The sequence below is a fragment of the Nocardioides marinquilinus genome (genome assembly GCF_039543705.1).
In the GTDB taxonomy this organism is placed as follows: Bacteria; Actinomycetota; Actinomycetes; order Propionibacteriales; family Nocardioidaceae; genus Nocardioides; species Nocardioides marinquilinus.
The window spans coordinates 1-622 of record NZ_BAABKG010000014.1 but is presented as its reverse complement, the minus strand read 5'-3'; the positions used below and the strand labels follow the sequence as shown (position 1 = coordinate 622).

Here is a 622-nt window from a genome sequence, read left to right as displayed (position 1 = left end):
AGATCGGCTGAACTCCACAAGCCCGCATCATCGTCGCGCCGGTAGTCATAGCCGCTGGCCACCATACTGGTGATCAAATCTGACAGTGCCGGGATATCGCTCATCACCGGATAAATCCGGGACTCCATCCACGCATCCAGCTCTGAATCCGGCACCTGAGCAGGCAGGAAAACTTCGATATGCAGCTCCGCCTGCCAGGTATCGCTGTCCAGCTCTTCGCCCGTGTATTCAGCGCCGGTGAGATAAACGGCAACTGCCGGAAAATCCGCCTCATCAAAAACAGCGGGGCGACCATCAAAAAACGTCGCCCCGGTGTCATGCTTCTCCAGTGCATCCAGTACGGCTGCACGGAGTTCAGTATGTTTCATCGCTTTATTACCATCCTCAGTTGATGCTGCAGCGCATAGCCCAGCTCTTTCGGAAGACGTTCACGCCGTATCCGCTCAATATTTTGTTTAAACGCCGTGGTCAGCGGCACCGCCATCGGGATTTTCACCACATCAATGGGGTAACGGTTTTTCCCAGCCACACGCTGCATGACATGCCACCGGCCATTTTTCAGTTGCTGAATAAACGCGCCGGGAATACGACGGTTACCCACCACAAGCACGCTGCCGCCACC

General features: G+C 55.5%; 2 protein-coding genes. Both read right to left on the bottom strand.

The features are described 5' to 3' along the window. A partial coding sequence (locus ABEA04_RS22955; protein WP_345464698.1) for a phage minor tail U family protein occupies nt 1-368 on the bottom strand: 368 nt, incomplete at its 3' end. Next, nucleotides 365-622, bottom strand: a 258-nt coding sequence (locus ABEA04_RS22950) for a phage tail protein (protein ID WP_170993836.1), incomplete at its 5' end; no start/stop codon positions are given. The genes ABEA04_RS22955 and ABEA04_RS22950, both read right to left, overlap by 4 nt.